Source organism: Pseudomonas siliginis (assembly GCF_019145195.1).
Lineage (GTDB): Bacteria > Pseudomonadota > Gammaproteobacteria > Pseudomonadales > Pseudomonadaceae > Aquipseudomonas > Aquipseudomonas siliginis.
On the sequence record NZ_JAHSTW010000012.1, the window covers coordinates 303,467 to 319,589 of the forward strand.

A 16,123-nucleotide genomic window follows, 5' to 3' on the forward strand; every position below is an offset into this window, starting at 1 on the left:
GCAAAATGGCAGGAACGAATTCCCGCCAAATTTAGGGGATCAAGAGTCTAAAGAGGATCTTGATTCCAGTCAAGGCAAGGCCCCGACCTCCCCGCCCATCGAACCTTGACTTGATGTCTCGATTCGACGAACGGAGCGATCAGGGCCTCACGCTCGTTTATCGCAGAACTCAGTTACCGCTCGAGTTCAGCGCTTCGGTCAGTGCAGCTTCCACTTCACTGGCGCTTACGCGCAACGGCTTGTCGGCATCACGGCGACGCTTGCGCTCGCTGTGATAGGCAAGACCGGTACCGGCCGGGATCAGACGACCCACGACTACGTTTTCTTTCAGGCCGCGCAGGTAATCGCGCTTGCCGGTGACTGCCGCTTCGGTCAGTACGCGGGTGGTTTCCTGGAAGGAAGCCGCCGAGATGAACGATTCGGTGGACAACGACGCCTTGGTGATACCCAGCAGAACGCGAGTGAACTTGGAGACAAACTTGTCTTCCGCGCTCAGACGCTCGTTCTCGACCAGAACGTGAGTCAGTTCCATCTGGTCGCCCTTGATGAAGCTGGAATCGCCGGACTCGGAGATCTCAACTTTACGCAGCATCTGACGCAGGATGGTCTCGATGTGCTTGTCGTTGATCTTCACGCCTTGCAGACGATAAACGTCCTGGATCTCGTTGACGATGTACTTGGCCAGCGCGCTTACACCCAGCAGACGCAGGATGTCGTGCGGATCGCTTGGACCGTCGGAGATAACTTCGCCGCGGTTTACCTGTTCGCCTTCGAAGACGTTCAGGTGACGCCACTTCGGAATCAGCTCTTCGTACGGATCGCTACCGTCGTTCGGGGTAATGACCAGACGGCGCTTGCCCTTGGTCTCTTTACCGAACGCGATGGTGCCGCTGACTTCAGCCAGAATCGACGCTTCTTTCGGACGACGGGCTTCGAACAGGTCGGCAACACGCGGCAGACCACCGGTGATGTCACGGGTCTTCGAAGTTTCCTGCGGGATACGAGCGATAACGTCACCGATCGCAATCTTCGCACCGTCAGCCACACCGACCAGGGCGTTGGCTGGCAGGAAGTACTGAGCGATAACGTCAGTGCCTGGCAGCAACAGATCCTTGCCGTTGTCGTCGACCATCTTCACTGCTGGACGGATTTCCTTACCGGCAGCTGGACGATCTTTCGCGTCAAGTACTTCAATGTTGGTCATACCGGTCAATTCGTCAGTCTGACGCTTGATCGTGATGCCTTCTTCCATGCCCACGTAGGTCACGGTACCTTTCATTTCGGTAACGATCGGGTGAGTGTGCGGATCCCACTTGGCCACGATTGCGCCAGCGTCGACCTTGTCACCTTCCTTAACCGAAATCACAGCACCGTACGGCAGCTTGTAACGCTCGCGCTCACGACCGAAGTCGTCCGCGATTGCCAGCTCACCGGAACGGGACACAGCAACCAGGTGACCATCCACTCGCTCAACGTGCTTCAGGTTGTGCAGACGGACAGTACCGCCATTCTTCACCTGAACGCTGTCGGCTGCGGAAGTACGGCTTGCCGCACCACCGATGTGGAACGTACGCATGGTCAGCTGTGTACCCGGCTCACCGATGGACTGGGCAGCGATAACGCCGACCGCTTCACCGATGTTCACCTGGTGACCACGAGCCAGATCACGGCCGTAGCACTTGGCGCAGATACCGTAGCGGGTTTCGCAGCTGATCGGCGAACGCACGATCACTTCGTCGATGCTGTTCAGCTCGATGAACTCGACCCACTTCTCGTCAACCAGAGTGCCAGCAGGAACGATAACGTCCTCGGTACCCGGCTTGAACACGTCACGGGCAATGACACGACCCAATACGCGCTCACCCAACGGTTCTACAACGTCACCGCCTTCAATGTGCGGAGTCATCAGCAGACCGTGTTCGGTGCCGCAATCGATCTCGGTTACTACCAGATCCTGCGCCACGTCTACCAGACGACGAGTCAGGTAACCGGAGTTCGCAGTTTTCAACGCGGTATCCGCCAGACCTTTACGAGCACCGTGAGTCGAGATGAAGTACTGAAGTACGCTCAGACCTTCACGGAAGTTCGCAGTAATCGGCGTTTCAATGATGGAACCGTCCGGCTTGGCCATCAGACCACGCATACCGGCCAGCTGACGAATCTGTGCTGCGGAACCCCGCGCACCCGAGTCGGCCATCATGTACATCGAGTTGAAAGACTCTTGGTCGACTTCGTCGCCGTGACGGTCGATGACTTTCTCTTTCGAGAGGTTGGCCATCATCGCCTTGGAAACTTCGTCGTTCGCTTTCGACCAGAGGTCGATCACTTTGTTGTACTTCTCGCCCTGGGTTACCAGGCCGGAGGCGTACTGGCTCTCGATCTCTTTCACTTCGTCGGTGGCTGCACCGATGATGCGGGCTTTTTCATCCGGGATAACGAAGTCGTTAACACCGATGGAAACGCCGGAGATGGTCGAGTAAGCGAAACCGGTGTACATCAACTGGTCAGCGAAGATCACGGTCTCTTTCAGACCAACCACGCGGTAGCACTGGTTGATCAGCTTGGAGATCGCCTTTTTCTTCATCGGCAGGTTGACGACGTCGAACGACAGACCTTTCGGCACAACCTGGAACAGCAGCGCACGGCCGACAGTGGTGTCGACGATACGGGTACCGCTCACGCTGTTGCCGTCACGGTCGTTGACGGTTTCGTTGATACGAACCTTGACCTTGGCGTGCAGTGCGGCTTCGCCGGCACGGAACACACGGTCGACTTCCTGCAGATCCGCGAACACACGACCTTCGCCCTTGGCGTTGATCGCTTCACGAGTCATGTAGTACAGACCCAATACAACGTCCTGCGACGGAACGATGATTGGCTCACCGTTGGCTGGCGACAGAATGTTGTTGGTCGACATCATCAACGCACGCGCTTCGAGCTGGGCTTCCAGTGTCAGCGGTACGTGCACGGCCATTTGGTCGCCGTCGAAGTCGGCGTTGTACGCGGCGCAGACCAGCGGGTGCAGCTGGATAGCCTTACCTTCGATCAGTACCGGTTCAAACGCCTGGATACCCAGACGGTGAAGGGTCGGTGCACGGTTGAGAAGAACCGGGTGTTCGCGAATCACTTCAGCAAGAACGTCCCAAACCTCTGGCAGTTCGCGCTCGACCATTTTCTTGGCCGCTTTGATGGTGGTCGCCAGACCACGCATTTCCAGCTTGCCGAAAATGAACGGCTTGAACAGCTCGAGAGCCATCTTCTTCGGCAGACCGCACTGGTGCAGACGCAGGGTCGGGCCTACGGTAATTACCGAACGACCGGAGTAGTCAACACGCTTACCGAGCAAGTTCTGACGGAAACGACCTTGCTTACCCTTGATCATGTCAGCCAGGGATTTCAGAGGACGCTTGTTGGAACCAGTGATTGCGCGACCACGACGACCGTTGTCGAGCAGTGCATCGACCGCTTCCTGCAACATACGCTTTTCGTTGCGCACGATGATGTCCGGCGCGGACAGATCCAGCAGGCGCTTCAAACGGTTGTTACGGTTGATCACTCGACGATACAGATCGTTGAGGTCGGAGGTCGCGAAACGACCGCCATCCAGCGGGACCAGTGGACGCAGATCTGGCGGCAGAACCGGCAGAACGGTCAGCACCATCCACTCTGGCAGGTTGCCGGAACCCTGGAAGGCTTCCATCAACTTCAGACGCTTGGACAGCTTCTTGATCTTGGTTTCCGAGTTGGTTTGCGGAATCTCTTCGCGCAGACGGCCAATCTCGTGCTCCAGGTCGATAGCGTGCAGCAGTTCACGGACAGCTTCGGCACCCATGCGGGCGTCGAAATCGTCACCGAACTCTTCCAGCGCTTCGAAGTACTGCTCGTCGTTCAGCAGCTGACCTTTTTCAAGGGTGGTCATGCCTGGATCGATAACGACATAGCTCTCGAAGTAGAGAACGCGCTCGATATCACGCAGGGTCATGTCCATCAGCAGGCCGATACGCGACGGCAGCGATTTCAGGAACCAGATGTGGGCAACCGGCGAAGCCAGCTCGATGTGCGCCATGCGCTCACGACGAACCTTGGCCAGTGCGACTTCAACACCGCACTTCTCGCAGATCACACCACGGTGCTTCAAGCGCTTGTACTTACCGCACAGGCACTCGTAATCCTTTACCGGGCCAAAGATCTTGGCGCAGAACAGGCCGTCACGCTCAGGTTTGAACGTACGGTAGTTGATGGTTTCCGGCTTTTTAACTTCACCGAACGACCACGAACGGATCATCTCCGGCGAGGCCAATCCGATACGGATGGCGTCGAACTCTTCGACTTGACCCTGGTTTTTCAGCAAATTCAGTAGGTCTTTCAAGGCCTTTCCTCCTGGCGGAGCAGAGAGCGGGCAATCCTGCCCCGCTCTCGATTCGCGTCACGTGTTATTCGGTTTCCAGATCGATATCGATGCCGAGGGAACGAATTTCCTTGATCAACACGTTGAAGGACTCGGGCATGCCCGGCTCCATACGGTGATCGCCATCCACGATGTTCTTGTACATCTTGGTACGGCCGTTCACATCGTCCGACTTCACTGTGAGCATTTCTTGCAGAGTGTAAGCAGCACCGTATGCTTCCAGTGCCCAGACCTCCATCTCCCCGAAACGCTGACCACCGAACTGCGCCTTACCACCCAGCGGCTGCTGGGTAACCAGGCTGTAAGAACCGGTAGAACGCGCGTGCATCTTGTCGTCTACCAAGTGGTTCAGCTTCAGCATGTACATGTAGCCAACGGTAACTGGACGCTCGAACTTGTTGCCGGTACGGCCGTCGGTCAGCTGCATCTGGCCGCTTTCCGGCAGGTCTGCCAGTTTCAGCATGGCCTTGATTTCGCTTTCCTTGGCGCCGTCGAACACTGGAGTGGCCATTGGAACGCCGCCACGCAGGTTGTTCGCCAGATCGAGGATTTCCTGATCGGAGAAGCTGTCCAGATCTTCGTTACGACCGCCGATCTGGTTGTAGATCTCGTCCAGGAAGGTGCGCAGTTCAGCGACTTTACGCTGCTCTTCGACCATCCGGTTGATCTTCTCGCCCAGACCTTTGGCCGCGAGGCCCAGGTGGGTTTCGAGAATCTGACCAACGTTCATACGCGAAGGTACGCCCAGCGGGTTGAGGACCACGTCGACCGGGGTGCCATTGGCATCGTGCGGCATGTCTTCAACCGGCATGATCACGGAGACCACACCCTTGTTACCGTGACGACCGGCCATCTTGTCGCCCGGCTGGATGCGGCGACGGATTGCCAGGTAAACCTTGACGATTTTCAGCACGCCTGGAGCCAGGTCATCGCCCTGCTGCAGTTTGCGCTTCTTGTCTTCGAACTTGTCGTCCAGCAGACGGCGACGATCAACGATGTAGGCCTGAGCCTTCTCGAGCTGCTCGTTCAGCGCATCTTCAGCCATGCGCAGTTTGAACCACTGGCCGTGCTCAAGACCGTCGAGTACTTCGTCGGTGATGTCCTGACCTTTCTTCAGGCCGGCGCCGCCTTCGGCCTTGTGGCCTACCAGTGCGGAACGCAGACGTTCGAAAGTCGCGCCTTCAACGATGCGGAACTCTTCGTTCAGATCCTTGCGGATCTCGTCCAGCTGGGACTTCTCGATCGACAGTGCACGAGCATCACGCTCAACGCCGTCGCGGGTGAAGACCTGTACGTCGATGACAGTACCTTTGGTGCCGGTTGGCACGCGCAGGGAGGTGTCTTTAACGTCGCTGGCTTTTTCACCGAAGATTGCACGCAGCAGTTTTTCTTCCGGAGTCAGCTGGGTCTCGCCTTTCGGAGTGACCTTACCCACCAGGATGTCGCCTGCGCCTACTTCAGCACCTACGTAAACGATACCGGCTTCGTCCAGCTTGTTCAGTGCAGCTTCACCCACGTTCGGGATGTCCGCAGTGATTTCCTCTGGGCCAAGCTTGGTGTCACGGGCCACACAGGTCAGTTCCTGAATGTGGATCGTGGTGAAACGGTCTTCCTGAACCACACGCTCGGACAGGCAGATGGAGTCTTCGAAGTTGAAGCCGTTCCATGCCATGAACGCGATGCGCATGTTCTGACCCAGCGCCAGTTCACCCATGTCGGTGGACGGGCCGTCGGCCATGATGTCGCTACGCTGAACGCGATCACCTTTACGCACCAGCGGACGCTGGTTGATGCAGGTGTTCTGGTTCGAGCGGGTGTATTTGGTCAGGTTGTAGATGTCGACACCGGCTTCACCGGTTTCAACTTCGTCATCGGCAACACGAACCACGATACGGCTGGCATCGACGGAATCGATCACGCCACCACGACGAGCCACGACGCAAACGCCGGAGTCACGGGCTACGTTACGCTCCATGCCGGTACCTACCAGCGGCTTGTCAGCGCGCAGAGTCGGTACAGCCTGACGCTGCATGTTCGAACCCATCAACGCACGGTTGGCGTCGTCGTGCTCGAGGAACGGAATCAGCGACGCTGCAACCGACACAACCTGCTTCGGCGAAACGTCCATCAGGGTGACGTCTTCCGGCGCCTTGACGGTGAATTCGTTCAGGTGACGTACGGCAACCAGTTCGTCGATCAGGACTTTCTGCTCGTTCATGGTCGCCGAAGCCTGCGCGATCACGTGATCGGCTTCTTCAATAGCGGACAGGAACACGATCTCGTCGGTGACCACACCCTCTTTCACCACACGGTACGGGCTTTCCAGGAAGCCGTACTGGTTGGTGCGAGCGTACGCAGCCAAGGAGTTGATCAGACCGATGTTCGGACCTTCCGGCGTTTCAATCGGGCAGACACGACCGTAGTGAGTCGGGTGTACGTCACGGACTTCGAAGCCTGCGCGCTCACGAGTCAGACCGCCAGGGCCGAGTGCAGAGACACGACGCTTGTGGGTGATCTCGGACAGCGGGTTGTTCTGGTCCATGAACTGCGACAGCTGGCTGGAACCGAAGAACTCTTTCACCGCCGCAGCCACTGGCTTGGCGTTGATCAGGTCTTGCGGCATCAGGCCTTCGCTTTCAGCCATCGACAGACGCTCTTTGACCGCACGCTCAACACGTACCAGGCCAACGCGGAACTGGTTCTCGGCCATTTCGCCTACGCAGCGAACACGACGGTTACCCAGGTGGTCGATGTCATCGACGATGCCTTTACCGTTGCGGATGTCGACCAGAGTCTTCAGGACCGCGACGATGTCTTCCTTGCACAGCACGCCCGAACCTTCGATCTCGGTACGACCGATACGACGGTTGAACTTCATCCGGCCGACCGCAGACAGGTCATAACGCTCAGGGCTGAAGAACAGGTTGTTGAACAGGGTCTCGGCAGCGTCTTTGGTTGGCGGCTCGCCTGGACGCATCATGCGATAGATCTCGACCAGCGCTTCCAATTGGTTGCTGGTGGAGTCGATCTTCAGTGTGTCGGAGACGAACGGACCGCAGTCGATGTCGTTGGTGTACAGGGTCTCGATGCGAACGACCTGGGCCTTGGCGATCTTTGCCAGGACTTCAGTGTTCAGCTCGGTGTTGCATTCGGCCAGGATTTCGCCGGTAGCCGGGTGCACGATAGCCTTGGCGGTGGTGCGGCCGAGGACGTAGTCCAGTGGCACGTCCAGCGTCTTGATACCGGCTTTCTCGATCTGGTTGATGTGGCGCGCGGTAATACGGCGGCCTTGCTCAACGATGACCTTGCCCTTCTCGTCCTGGATGTCCAGAACCGCAACTTCACCACGCAGGCGCGATGGCACCAGTTCCAGGCTGAGGGTTTCGCCGCTCAGGTGGAATACGTTGGTGGTGTAGAACGCGTCCAGCACCTCTTCGGTGGTGTAACCGAGTGCGCGCAGCAGTACCGAAGCCGGCAGTTTGCGACGACGGTCGATACGCACGAAGACGCAGTCTTTCGGGTCGAATTCGAAGTCCAGCCACGAACCGCGGTAAGGAATGATGCGAGCCGAGTAAAGCAGTTTGCCGGAGCTGTGCGTCTTGCCGCGGTCGTGGTCGAAGAACACGCCCGGGGAACGGTGCAGCTGGGAAACGATAACACGCTCGGTACCGTTGATTACGAAGGTACCGTTCTCAGTCATCAGGGGGATTTCACCCATGTAGACTTCTTGCTCTTTGATGTCCTTGATCGCTTTGTTCGACGATTCTTTGTCGAAAATGATCAGGCGCACTTTTACCCGCAAAGGTACGGCGAAAGTTACACCGCGCAATACGCATTCTTTGACATCAAATGCCGGTTCGCCCAGGCGATAACCGACGTACTCCAGCGCAGCATTGCCGGAGTAGCTGATGATCGGGAAAACGGATTTGAAGGCCGCATGCAGGCCCACGTCGCGGAACTGATCTTTAGTCGCTCCCGCTTGCAAGAATTCACGATACGAATCCAGCTGGATGGCCAGGAGGTAAGGCACATCCATGACGTCCGGCAACTTGCTAAAGTCCTTGCGGATACGTTTTTTCTCAGTATATGAGTAAGCCATCAGCGTTCCCCAGCTTGGTCACCTGCTTGTTTGGCCCCTCCCGACGGGAGCAGCCAGAAAATCGTGCAAACCCCATGGTTTGCGCCACCGCATCGGGTGGTTACAGCGCCTTTATCAGCACCGACCCAGTCGGCTGCCAATAACGGAAAAAGGCCGGTGGCAAGAGCCACCAGCCATCAGCCTGTCGCTTGACGCTCGGGCTGGAGGAGCAAAGTCGATGCTTACTTCAGCTCGACTTTAGCGCCTGCTTCTTCCAGCTTCTTCTTGGCGTCTTCAGCCGCTTCTTTCGAAACGCCTTCAGCTACAACCTGAGGAGCGCCGTCTACTTTCTCTTTGGCTTCTTTCAGGCCCAGACCGGTCAGTTCACGAACTGCCTTGATCACGTTAACCTTCTTCTCGCCAGCTTCCAGCAGAACAACGTTGAACTCGGTTTGCTCTTCAACAGCAGCAGCAGCTACAGCTGGGCCAGCCGAAGCGGCAGCAGCGGTAACACCGAAGGTTTCTTCCATCGCTTTGATCAGCTCAACGATTTCCACTACGGATTTCTGGCCGATTGCTTCGATGATTTGTTCGTTAGTCAGAGACATGACTCAATTCCTGAATTGGGGGACGGCCTACGCGACCATCGAAATAAACAAAAAACGCGAGAAGTGACGAGCCTTAGGCTGCGGCAGCTTCTTTCTGGTCGCGAATTGCCGCCAGAGTACGAGCCAATTTGCTGGTTGCGCCTTGAATCACGCTCATCAGCTGAGAAATTGCTTCGTCACGGGTCGGCAGAGTTGCCAGTACGTCGATCTGATTAGCTGCGAGGAACTTGCCCTCGAACGCAGCTGCCTTGATCTCGAACTTGTCCTGACCCTTGGCAAACTCTTTGAAGATACGGGCAGCAGCGCCCGGATGTTCGTTCGAGAATGCAATCAGGGTCGGGCCGGTGAACACGTCGTTGAGGACACTGTATTGAGTGTCAGCAACAGCGCGCTTGAGCAGGGTGTTACGTACAACACGTACGTAAACGCCAGCTTCACGAGCCTCTTTACGGAGTCCGGTCATTGCGCCTACTGTTACGCCACGTGCATCAACCACGACAGCGGACAGAGCGACTTTGGCAGCCTCGTTGACTTCAGCGACGATGGCCTTCTTGTCTTCGAGATTAATTGCCACGGGTTTAACTCCTGCTTGTTACCGTTTCATTCGATCGGAACCGAATGTCGTTTTGGTGTCTGATTCGGTAAGGAACCGGGAGCACCATCTGCGTAGGCTTGAGGTTTAAGGCTTGCGCCGCCTACGGTCTTGGATAGCCCCCGCCAGGCAGGGACCCCAATCTTCCAATTGGCGCGGCAATCCGCGCCAACCTTTGTCTTACGCGTCGAGCGAGCTCTGGTCGATAACCAGACCTGGGCCCATAGTGGTGCTCAGGGTAACGCGCTTGACGTAAATACCTTTCGAGGAAGCTGGCTTGATACGCTTCAGATCAGCGATCAGGGCTTCAACGTTTTCCTTCAGCTTGACGGCGTCGAAGCCGATCTTGCCAACGGAAGTGTGGATGATGCCGTTTTTGTCGGTGCGATAACGAACCTGACCAGCCTTGGCGTTCTTGACCGCGTTGGCTACGTCTGGAGTTACGGTGCCGACTTTAGGGTTAGGCATCAGGCCACGTGGACCGAGGATCTGACCCAACTGACCTACAACGCGCATGGCATCCGGGGACGCGATCACTACGTCATAGTTCAGGTCGCCGCCTTTCATTTCGGCAGCCAGGTCGTCCATACCTACACGGTCAGCGCCGGCAGCCAGAGCGGCCTCAGCAGCTGGACCCTGGGTGAACACAGCAACGCGAACAGTCTTGCCAGTGCCGTGTGGCAGCACAGTAGCGCTACGAACAACCTGGTCGGATTTACGCGGATCTACACCCAGGTTTACAGCAACGTCGAACGACTCGCTGAACTTGACTGTCGACAGCTCGGCCAGCAGAGCAGCGGCGTCTACAATGTTGTAGGCCTTGCCTGCTTCGATTTTGCCGGCGATAGCCTTTTGACGCTTGGTCAGCTTAGCCATTACACACCCTCCACGTTAAGGCCCATGCTACGAGCAGAACCGGCGATAGTACGCACGGCTGCATCCATATCAGCTGCAGTCAGATCCGCGTTTTTGGTTTTCGCGATTTCTTCCAGCTGAGCACGGGTAACAGTGCCAACCTTAACGGTGTTCGGACGAGCGGAACCGCTGGTCAGACCGGCCGCCTTCTTCAGCAGAACCGAAGCAGGGGTGGATTTGGTTTCGAAAGTGAAGCTACGGTCGCTGTAGACAGTGATGATCACTGGAGTCGGCAGACCTGGCTCAAGACCCTGGGTACGGGCGTTGAAAGCCTTGCAGAATTCCATGATGTTCACGCCGTGCTGACCCAGAGCAGGACCAACCGGTGGACTTGGGTTAGCCTGAGCGGCCTTCACTTGCAGCTTGATGTAAGCGGTAATCTTCTTGGCCATGAGGCACTCCAATTACGGGTTCGAACGCCTCGAAAGGCTCCCCGGTTACTTGCGCGTTTATCCCAGTGACGACAAAACCCCACAGCCTAAGGCTGCGGGGTTGGGATTGCTTGTCCAGTTAGACCTTCTCGACCTGACTGAACTCGAGCTCCACCGGAGTAGAGCGACCGAAAATGAGCACAGCCACTTGGATCCGGCTCTTTTCGTAGTTAACTTCTTCCACAACGCCATTGAAATCAGCGAATGGACCGTCATTGACACGCACCGTCTCACCTGGCTCGAACAATGTCTTCGGTTTAGGCTTGTCGCTGCCATCAGCAACGCGACGCAGAATCGCTTCTGCCTCTTTATCGGTAATTGGTGCAGGCTTGTCGGCAGTACCGCCGATGAAACCCATCACCCGAGGAGTATCCTTGACCAAATGCCAAGTACCCTCGTTCATATCCATCTGGACCAGCACATAGCCTGGAAAGAACTTCCGCTCGCTTTTGCGCTTCTGGCCGTTACGCATCTCTACCACTTCTTCAGTGGGAACCAGAATTTCGCCGAAGCCATCTTCCATGCCAGCCAGCTTTACGCGCTCGATCAGCGAGCGCATCACATGCTTCTCGTAACCCGAGTAAGCATGCACAACATACCAACGCTTAGCCACGGGACACCCTTAGCCGACAATCAAGGAAACAAGCCAGCCGAGCAGGGAATCAAGACCCCACAACAGCAACGCCATAACCAGAACAACAGCCACGACAATCAGCGTGGTCTGCGTGGTTTCTTGGCGAGTTGGCCACACGACTTTACGAATCTCGGTGCGAGCTTCCTTAACCAGTACAAAGAAAGACTTGCCCTTCGCGGTCTGCAGGCCTACAAAGGCAGCTACGGCAGCAATGGCAAGCAAAGCGAGTACACGGTACAGGATCGGCGAAGCAGCGTAATACTGATTGCCAACAACGCCAACAACTACCAAAGCGACTACTACAAGCCACTTGAGCAGATCGAAGCGAGAGCCTTGAGCTTCAGCTTTAGGAGTCATCTATGAAGATCCTGTGAAAAGAAAGCCAGACACACCGAGTGAATCTGGCAGGTCAGGAGGGAATCGAACCCCCAACCTACGGTTTTGGAGACCGTCGCTCTGCCAATTGAGCTACTGACCTAAAACAAAATCAGGCCGACCATTATGCCGGCCCGAAAAATACATTACAACCGCTTATTCGATGATTTTGGCTACGACGCCAGCGCCGACGGTACGACCGCCTTCACGGATAGCGAAACGCAGACCGTCTTCCATCGCAATGGTTTTGATCAGGGTAACAGTCATCTGAATGTTGTCACCTGGCATTACCATTTCAACGCCTTCTGGCAGCTCGCAGTTACCAGTCACGTCAGTAGTACGGAAGTAGAACTGTGGACGGTAGCCTTTGAAGAACGGAGTATGACGACCGCCTTCTTCCTTGCTCAGAACGTAAACTTCTGCGGTGAACTTGGTGTGCGGCTTGACCGAACCTGGCTTGACCAGAACCTGGCCACGCTCAACGTCGTCACGCTTGGTACCACGCAGCAGAACGCCGCAGTTCTCGCCAGCACGACCTTCGTCGAGCAGCTTGCGGAACATTTCAACACCGGTGCAAGTAGTAACGGTGGTATCACGCAGACCAACGATTTCCAGCGGATCCTGAACGCGAACGATACCGCGCTCGATACGACCAGTCACAACAGTACCGCGACCCGAGATCGAGAATACGTCTTCGATTGGCATCAGGAATGGCTTGTCGATCATACGAACTGGTTCCGGGATGTAGGCATCCAGAGTTTCAACCAGTTTCTTGACGGCAGTGGTGCCCATCTCGTTGTCGTCTTTGCCTTCCAGCGCCATACGAGCCGAACCGATGATGATCGGAGTGTCGTCGCCCGGGAAGTCGTAAGTCGACAGCAGGTCACGAACTTCCATCTCAACCAGTTCCAGCAGCTCAGCGTCGTCTACCAGGTCAGCCTTGTTCAGGAAGACCACGATGTACGGAACGCCAACCTGACGGGACAGCAGGATGTGCTCACGGGTTTGCGGCATCGGACCATCAGCGGCCGAGCAAACCAGGATAGCGCCGTCCATCTGAGCAGCACCGGTGATCATGTTCTTCACGTAGTCAGCGTGACCTGGGCAGTCAACGTGAGCGTAGTGACGGATCTTCGAGTTGTACTCAACGTGCGCGGTGTTGATGGTGATACCGCGAGCTTTTTCTTCTGGTGCGCTGTCGATCTTGTCGAAGTCAACGATTGCAGAACCGAAAACTTCGGAGCAAACGCGAGTCAGAGCAGCAGTCAGAGTGGTTTTACCGTGGTCAACGTGACCAATGGTCCCAACGTTGACGTGGGGCAGGGAACGATCAAATTTTTCCTTAGCCATCGATATCACCCTCTACAGAAGAAATTAGACAAACAATATCAACCATTAAAACAAAGGCAGATATTTTCATATCTGCCTTGTTATATGGAGCTCTTGAGCGGATTTGAACCGCTGACCTCACCCTTACCAAGGGTGTGCTCTACCAACTGAGCTACAAGAGCAAAACCCTTTTGCACAACCTGCAAACTTGGAGCGGGTAGCGGGAATCGAACCCGCATCATCAGCTTGGAAGGCTGAGGTTCTACCACTAAACTATACCCGCGGAGCCTGCAGCTCACGCTTAAATCTGGTGGAGGGAGAAGGATTCGAACCTTCGAAGTCGTAGACGTCAGATTTACAGTCTGATCCCTTTGGCCGCTCGGGAACCCCTCCTAATCAGGCCGGCATTCTATATCATGCCAAACCCCTGTCAAGCATTTTCTCATTTAAAAACCTGAGGTTAGCTGCGTTGACACACTTCACTTCGAATCCCGATTAAGGTGTTCGCTGTGGAGCGGGCGCCATTCTATGCAAACTATTGAGCAGGTGCAACCCCTTCGCACAGCATTATTTTATGTTTTAACTCATTGAATTCCTTGGAAAGGTTTTGCAACTGCTGATCGCCTAACAAACGCTGGCTGTCCGGCGCAGCTGCCAGCCAGTACCCGCTTCCGGCAGCATCTTTCGGCACAGATTGCACATTGACTTTCATCGCCACCAGACGCTGTTGCAACCTGGCAATTGAATCTTCGTCAGAAAATCCACCAAGGAACAAGCACTGCTGACGCGGCGCCACCTCGCCTCTTCGCCCCTCACCTGCAGTTTCGCTCAGCAGACGGATATCCTGCTGCGACCCACGATACAGATTAAGCGGCGTTACATCTTTGGCTCGCAAGGGAGCTTCTTGCTGATGCCAGACATAGTAAAAAACATTGAGTACAACCAGCAGCAGGAACAACCAACGCATATAAACCTCAAGACAAGGGACAAGCCATCGCCAAGCCGACAAAAACCAGGTCGGGCACAACCCTGGCGTCAGGCACGACGCCTTTAACCAGCTCGGCATCCCCTCCCGTAATAAAGACGGTGAATTGCTCTCCCCAGTACGCTCGAGCCAGCTCTAATTGAGTGAGAACGAAGCCCCTCAGCATCAAAGAACAACCACGCTCCACCGCTTCAACGGTGGTCCGTCCCGGGACGTGACTGGAAAGGGCGCGCTCTGCTGCTTCATCACCATAACGAATTTTACGGGTATGGGTGCGCAACTGGTTTCGCATCAAAGGCATACCAGGACAAATGAACCCCCCGAGATGCTCACCGTCAGCCGCGACAAAATCGGCAGTGACCGCGGTACCGAAGTCGAGAACCAGGCAAGCACTTCCGGCAGCCAAGTGGAAGCCGCCGAGCATCGCCAGCCAGCGATCAAGCCCCAGACGCTCATAGTCTTCATAGCCGTTTCGAACACCGGACATCTCGCGGGCGGGTTTCGCACACACGATAGGAATACCGAACGCACGCTCAAGCATTTCGGTTAAAGCGCTGGTTTCCTCGTTAGTCCTGACGCTTACCAAACGACACTTGCGCAACGAGAGCGGCTTTATGATCCGTAGACTCTCAAGCAAAGCCTGATTGGAATCTACAACCCCTTCCGAAACCAGCCCACTCGCCGACGCATCCAGCACGCGCCATTTGATAAAACTATTGCCGCAGTCAAGCTCAAGAATCATCACGCAACCTCAGGCTGAGCTCTCCACCACTAAAGACTTTTTCAAAACCATCTACAATCAAGCGCAACCCGCCTTGGTTATCAATCCCGAGCACTATCCCATCGATATGGCTGTTACCCGCGATCAACGACACGGATCGACCCTGCCACAGATGATTTTCCGCCCATTCTGCCTGCAGACTTGCGAACCCGTTGAGCTGGTGTTTATGGGTATAAGCTTTGAGTTGATTACTCAAATCAACCACCAGAGCATTGCGATCGCAGGCTTTCCCTGACTCGAGCTTTATAGAAGTCCATTGCTGGTCGACCTCATCGGCAACCTGCATATTCACGTTGATTCCTATACCCAATACAACATGACATACATCCGCCGGATCGCCGACGAGTTCGAGCAGGATGCCGGCTATTTTCTTGTTACCCACCAAAACATCGTTGGGCCACTTCAAACCGGCATTGGGCACGCCGGCGCTTCGCAAGGTCTGCATCACGGCCAAGCCAACAACAAGGCTCAATCCCTCAAGCTGACGCATGCCGCCATCTATTCGAAGAACCAGGCTGTAATAAAGATTTTCCGCAAATGGGCTCACCCACTTGCGGCCTCGACGACCACGGCCTGCCAATTGTCGCTCCGCGAGCACCAAAAACGGCGCGGGGGCGCCCTCACTGATGGAGCGCAGAGCTTCGGCATTTGTCGAGTCGACGGAGTCGAACACACGCACCGGCCATTGGGGCATCTTCCTGGTTATTTCAAGAGGATCAAGGAGCATCAGAGGCGCCGACAATTGATATCCGCGACCGCGAACTTTATGGATCGACAGGCCAAGTTCAGCTTCAAGCTGTTGTAGCTGCTTCCATACAGCACTTCGGCTTATTCCCAGGGCAACGCCCAGGTCCTGTCCGGAATGGAATCGTCCATCCTTCAGTAGATTCAACAACGTCAGCATGCAGGTATCGCCTCACAATGAGGCCCGCATAATAGCCATGCCCCGGGCCGTTGCATAGAAATCAAGCGGACACATTTCTCGCA

General features: G+C 55.8%; 12 protein-coding genes and 4 tRNA genes. All 16 read right to left on the reverse strand.

All coding sequences use genetic code 11. The features are described 5' to 3' along the window. Positions 1-169 precede the first annotated feature (169 nt). Entirely contained in the window at positions 170-4,369 is a 4,200-nt protein-coding gene (rpoC, locus tag KVG87_RS24095) for a DNA-directed RNA polymerase subunit beta' (RefSeq protein WP_016772940.1), read from the reverse strand. Positions 4,370-4,433: 64 nt separating this feature from the next. Continuing rightward, on the reverse strand, positions 4,434-8,507 hold the full coding sequence (rpoB, locus tag KVG87_RS24100) for a DNA-directed RNA polymerase subunit beta (protein WP_016772939.1): 4,074 nt from the start codon (positions 8,505-8,507) through the stop codon (positions 4,434-4,436). A gap of 221 nt (positions 8,508-8,728) precedes the next feature. Continuing rightward, positions 8,729-9,094, reverse strand: a complete 366-nt coding sequence (gene rplL / locus KVG87_RS24105) for a 50S ribosomal protein L7/L12 (protein ID WP_007962228.1) — start codon at positions 9,092-9,094, stop codon at positions 8,729-8,731. A 73-nt stretch (positions 9,095-9,167) separates the two neighbouring features. Then, entirely contained in the window at positions 9,168-9,668 is a 501-nt protein-coding gene (gene rplJ, locus KVG87_RS24110) for a 50S ribosomal protein L10 (protein WP_008081912.1), read from the reverse strand. A gap of 198 nt (positions 9,669-9,866) precedes the next feature. Then, positions 9,867-10,562, reverse strand: coding sequence for a 50S ribosomal protein L1 (gene rplA, locus KVG87_RS24115; RefSeq protein ID WP_024014523.1), 696 nt, complete (start codon positions 10,560-10,562; stop codon positions 9,867-9,869). Continuing rightward, complete coding sequence (rplK, locus tag KVG87_RS24120; protein ID WP_003176435.1) at positions 10,562-10,993, reverse strand: 50S ribosomal protein L11; 432 nt, start codon at positions 10,991-10,993, stop codon at positions 10,562-10,564. The genes rplA and rplK overlap by 1 nt, the downstream gene beginning before the upstream one ends. Positions 10,994-11,111: 118 nt before the next feature. Continuing rightward, the gene (gene nusG, locus KVG87_RS24125) at positions 11,112-11,645 is read right to left on the reverse strand and encodes a transcription termination/antitermination protein NusG (RefSeq protein WP_007957598.1); all 534 of its coding nucleotides are present in this window, start codon (positions 11,643-11,645) and stop codon (positions 11,112-11,114) included. Positions 11,646-11,654: 9 nt separating this feature from the next. Next, positions 11,655-12,023, reverse strand: a complete 369-nt coding sequence (gene secE / locus KVG87_RS24130; protein ID WP_016772937.1) for a preprotein translocase subunit SecE — start codon at positions 12,021-12,023, stop codon at positions 11,655-11,657. A 45-nt stretch (positions 12,024-12,068) separates the two neighbouring features. Next, a tRNA-Trp gene (locus KVG87_RS24135) sits at positions 12,069-12,144 on the reverse strand. Between the two features lie 53 nt (positions 12,145-12,197). Next, positions 12,198-13,391 carry an elongation factor Tu gene (gene tuf / locus KVG87_RS24140; RefSeq protein WP_064361246.1) on the reverse strand — a complete coding sequence of 398 codons (1,194 nt, stop codon included), beginning with the start codon at positions 13,389-13,391 and terminating at the stop codon, positions 12,198-12,200. An 85-nt stretch (positions 13,392-13,476) separates the two neighbouring features. Beyond that, positions 13,477-13,552 (reverse strand) — tRNA-Thr (locus KVG87_RS24145). A 27-nt stretch (positions 13,553-13,579) separates the two neighbouring features. Next, a tRNA-Gly gene (locus KVG87_RS24150) sits at positions 13,580-13,653 on the reverse strand. A gap of 25 nt (positions 13,654-13,678) precedes the next feature. Next, positions 13,679-13,763 (reverse strand) — tRNA-Tyr (locus KVG87_RS24155). Between the two features lie 142 nt (positions 13,764-13,905). Then, a complete protein-coding gene (locus KVG87_RS24160; protein WP_217852909.1) occupies positions 13,906-14,337 on the reverse strand; it encodes a hypothetical protein in 432 nt (143 codons plus the stop codon). Between the two features lie 7 nt (positions 14,338-14,344). Next, positions 14,345-15,097: a pantothenate kinase gene (locus KVG87_RS24165; protein WP_217852911.1), complete on the reverse strand. Its 753-nt coding sequence runs from the start codon at positions 15,095-15,097 to the stop codon at positions 14,345-14,347. Continuing rightward, entirely contained in the window at positions 15,087-16,040 is a 954-nt protein-coding gene (gene birA, locus KVG87_RS24170) for a bifunctional biotin--[acetyl-CoA-carboxylase] ligase/biotin operon repressor BirA (protein WP_217852913.1), read from the reverse strand. Before birA ends, KVG87_RS24165 begins: the two co-directional genes overlap by 11 nt. Positions 16,041-16,123: the final 83 nt, after the last annotated feature.

Coding starts and splice junctions, on each gene's coding strand:
- rpoB (WP_016772939.1), bottom strand. CDS start 8,507: ATGGCTTACTCATATACTGAGAAAAAACGTATCCGCAAGGACTTTAGC.
- rplL (WP_007962228.1), bottom strand. CDS start 9,094: ATGTCTCTGACTAACGAACAAATCATCGAAGCAATCGGCCAGAAATCC.
- rplA (WP_024014523.1), bottom strand. CDS start 10,562: ATGGCTAAGCTGACCAAGCGTCAAAAGGCTATCGCCGGCAAAATCGAA.
- rplK (WP_003176435.1), bottom strand. CDS start 10,993: ATGGCCAAGAAGATTACCGCTTACATCAAGCTGCAAGTGAAGGCCGCT.
- secE (WP_016772937.1), bottom strand. CDS start 12,023: ATGACTCCTAAAGCTGAAGCTCAAGGCTCTCGCTTCGATCTGCTCAAG.
- tuf (WP_064361246.1), bottom strand. CDS start 13,391: ATGGCTAAGGAAAAATTTGATCGTTCCCTGCCCCACGTCAACGTTGGG.
- KVG87_RS24160 (WP_217852909.1), bottom strand. CDS start 14,337: ATGCGTTGGTTGTTCCTGCTGCTGGTTGTACTCAATGTTTTTTACTAT.
- KVG87_RS24165 (WP_217852911.1), bottom strand. CDS start 15,097: ATGATTCTTGAGCTTGACTGCGGCAATAGTTTTATCAAATGGCGCGTG.
- birA (WP_217852913.1), bottom strand. CDS start 16,040: ATGCTGACGTTGTTGAATCTACTGAAGGATGGACGATTCCATTCCGGA.